Source organism: Sphingorhabdus sp. (genome assembly GCF_044239005.1).
GTDB lineage: Bacteria > Pseudomonadota > Alphaproteobacteria > Sphingomonadales > Sphingomonadaceae > Sphingorhabdus_B.
In genome coordinates this window covers 1-3,420 of the sequence record NZ_JBIICH010000169.1, presented here as the reverse complement: position 1 = coordinate 3,420, position 3,420 = coordinate 1, and the positions used below count along the sequence as shown (strand labels likewise).

Sequence of the window (3,420 nt, the reverse complement as noted above, 5' to 3'; positions counted from 1 at the left end):
TAAGCCGCCATTCGAGCATCCATTCAGGCTCATTCTTTTTTGCCGAAATGAAGCGGACGGTATCTTCGTTCAGACCCTTTGGCGCGAAATCGGTTTCGATGTCCGACGACCAGCCATGCTCGTAATCGGCGACCTTTTCGGCGGCATCCCATGCAGCCTTGTCTTTGATCTCAATATCGTCGGTCATCGCGTCAGTCCTGCCAAATTGATTTGCGCAAGCGCACCGCGCACAGCGTTGTTGACGACAGGCCAATGCGATTGGACGTGGCAGCTGCCTTCTTTCGCACAATGCTGGCCCAAGGCGTGTTTATGCGTATCGCAGCAGGCGGTCATCGCAATCGGGCCTTCGACGGCCTCAATAATATCCGCCAGGTTGATGGCCGCAGCAGGCCGGGCAAGCGTGATGCCACCCCCCGTGCCACGTGCCGAACGCAATAGGCCCGCCTTGGTCAACATGCTCACCAGCTTTTGAGTCGTGGGCAGCGCAAGGCCGGTTTCGGTCGCAAGGTCCGTCGCAGATACGCGCGCAGAGCCGCAATGGCGCGAAGCCGCGCTCATAACCACCACTGCATAATCTGCCATATTCGACAAACGCATAACAACGTCCCTAATCAGATAAATTTACTCCGATTGGGGGCAGATGGTCCCTTTATCCGCGGAAATCAACCCAGAAAGGATAAGATATCGCGGTAGTTTTCCTTGCCCAGCCGCATGCGCTTTTGATCATTCACGATATTTTTTGGGGTTAATCCGCCTTATTTCCGTAATTTGCCGGCGACGTAGCTTTCCAATTTCTGTGTTTCTTCAGCAGAAAAACGCAGGCCCAGCTTACTGCGCCGCCACAATATGTCGCTTGCGGAGCGCGCCCATTCTTGGCCGATCAAATAGTCGACTTCGCGGGCATACAGTCCGTGGCCAAAATGCGTGCCGAGATCTTTGATGGTGTTGGCTCCGGCCAGAATTGTTCGCGTCAGCGTACCATAGCTGCGCACCCAGCGATCGGTGAGGGACGCAGGCAGAAACGGGTATGCGCGCTGCAGTTCATCCGCCAAGTGATCTGCACCGTCGGTCGGAAAGTCGCCACCCGGAAGCGGCTGTTGGAGGGTCCAGCTTCGTCCATCAAGAACGGGCATATATCCGGCGAGCTTTTTGACGGCGCTTTCTGCCAAGTGGCGGTACGTTGTAATCTTTCCGCCGAAGACAGACAGAATCGGCGCTTGCCCATCGGCATCAACGTCGACTTCGAAATGGTAACCGCGCGATGCGGTTTCTGGCTTGCCAGACCCGTCATCGACCAGCGGACGAACGCCCGCATAGCTGTATATAACGTCCACCGCAGTGATGGTTTGTTTGAAATATGCGCCAGCGGATTCGCAGATATAATCGATTTCTTCGGGCGTCGCGAAAACGTCGTCGAGCGAACCTTTGTGATCCGCATCGGTCGTGCCGATCAGGGTGAAGTCATCCTCATACGGAATGGCGAAGAAAATCCGGCCATCGGGGTTTTGGCAGAAATAGGCCTGCGGCGTATCGAACATTTTGCGCACAACGATATGTGACCCGCGCACAAGCCGGATGGTTTCCGCTGCGCTGCGTTGACGCCCGGTGGTGCGCGCAAGCAGTTCAAGCACCGCTGGTCCTGCTGCGTTGGCAACGGCGCGCGCCTTGATGGGTGGCTGTCCTGCAATTTCGATATGCCAGATGCCATCGCGTCGTTCGATGTGCGTGACTTCGGAGTGCGTGCGGATTTCTGCGCCATGTTGTGCGGCGTCCATGGCGTTGAAGATCACCAGTCGCGCATCATCGACCCAGCAATCGGAATATTCAAACGCAGTTGTGAATTGGGGCTTCAGCGGCTTACCGGCGGGTTCAGACGCAAGCTTTACGGTCCGGGTCGCAGGGAGCAGTTTGCGGCCGCCAATATGGTCATATAAAAACAGGCCCAAGCGGACGAGCCATGCGGGCCGAATGCCCTTTTGATGCGGCAGAATAAAGCGCAGCGGCCAAATGATGTGCGGCGCAATTGCCCACAACCGTTCGCGCTCAATCAAGGATTCCCGGACCAGCGCGAATTCATAATGCTCAAGATAGCGCAGCCCGCCATGGATTAGTTTTGTCGATGCAGAGGATGTGCCACGCGCAAGATCACCGCGCTCGAGCAAGACCACCTTTGCGCCACGCCCGGCCGCGTCGCGCGCAATGCCCGCACCGTTTATGCCGCCGCCGATTACGGCGAGGTCAAAAATTGGCTGGCTCATAAAAATCCCCAAGCAAAGGTCGCCGCGGCGATGAAAGCGGTCAAGGTGGCGAGCATCACGGGCAGCATCGCTTTCCAGCCTTGCCCGAGTAACAAATCAAGCCGTGACCGCATAGCGGTTGCAGTAACCGCGAACAAGAGCATCGCCTTGGATGCCAGCAGGCCATATTCGGCCACCCACTTTGGTGCGTCGACAAGCGAGTTGACGGCAACCACCGCGAAGAATGCGATGATGAACCACGGCAGTTTCAACTTCGCCGCAAGGCTTTTCGATTGGCCATTGCCCGAGCCGATGGCGAGGCCAATGAGCGCCACCGCTGGGGCCAGCAAGGCCACGCGCGACAGCTTTACGATGGTAGCCGTTTCACCGGCGGATTGGGAAAAACTATAACCACCGCCGAGCGATTGCGCGACATCATGTATTGCAGCGCCCATCAGGAAACCCGCCTGACGATCCGTGAAGGCAAGCTGCGCCGCGATGAGGGGGTAAAAGGACATGGCGATGGCACTGGCGAGTGAAACCCCCACCAACGTCAGCGTGAACTGGTTCTGGTTCAGCCGCTCGCGGCCAATAACGGCGTAGATGGCCAAGGCCGCTGATGCGCCACAGATGGCTGTCGCGCCGCCTGCAAGCCAGCCTGCATAATTGCTTTGCCCAGATAGTCGCGCGCCGAACAGGCCCGCACCCATCACCAGCGCCATGATGCACACCAGCCCCAGAAACGCCAGCGCACCCAATCCGCCAATCTGCATCGCGGTGACCTGAGTCCCCAACAGAACGATGCCCCACCGCAAACAAGATGTGCCGCAGAAATCGAGGCCCGGGTGAACCTTTTGCTCAGCCGATATAAAATTGAGCGCCAGACCAAGCAGAAGCCCGGCCAATATGACGGGCATGGCATAATGTTCAGAGAACCAAGTCGCTGCGACCGACGCGATACCCACCACAGCAAGGCCCGGGAACAATGCGCCGATCATCAATCGTTTGCGCGGTGCCGGATTGTCCTCAGCAAGATATGTCTCGCCATACAGGTCGGCGATATAATTCGCGTTTATGTCTTGCGGTGTCATATGGCCTTCTATAGGCAGATGCATCAGAAGTTCCAGCATAAAGCAGGTTGGACTATACGCCAAGTGGACACAGTCATGCGCAGGGGTGAAGC

Annotated in this window: 3 protein-coding genes and 1 pseudogene; all 4 read right to left on the bottom strand. The window is 57.2% G+C overall.

Annotated features, from left to right (window positions below):
* Window positions 1-187, bottom strand: a pseudogene (locus ACILQA_RS10460) (Fe-S cluster assembly protein SufB); the annotation flags it as partial.
* A complete protein-coding gene (locus tag ACILQA_RS10455; RefSeq protein ID WP_183939063.1) occupies window positions 184-597 on the bottom strand; it encodes an SUF system Fe-S cluster assembly regulator in 414 nt (137 codons plus the stop codon). The pseudogene ACILQA_RS10460 and the gene ACILQA_RS10455, both read right to left, overlap by 4 nt.
* 158 nt (window positions 598-755) lie before the next feature.
* Window positions 756-2,258, bottom strand: a complete 1,503-nt coding sequence (locus ACILQA_RS10450) for a glycerol-3-phosphate dehydrogenase (protein ID WP_395629632.1) — start codon at window positions 2,256-2,258, stop codon at window positions 756-758.
* The gene (locus tag ACILQA_RS10445) at window positions 2,255-3,328 is read right to left on the bottom strand and encodes a YeiH family protein (RefSeq protein WP_395629633.1); all 1,074 of its coding nucleotides are present in this window, start codon (window positions 3,326-3,328) and stop codon (window positions 2,255-2,257) included. Before ACILQA_RS10445 ends, ACILQA_RS10450 begins: the two co-directional genes overlap by 4 nt.
* Window positions 3,329-3,420 lie beyond the last annotated feature (92 nt).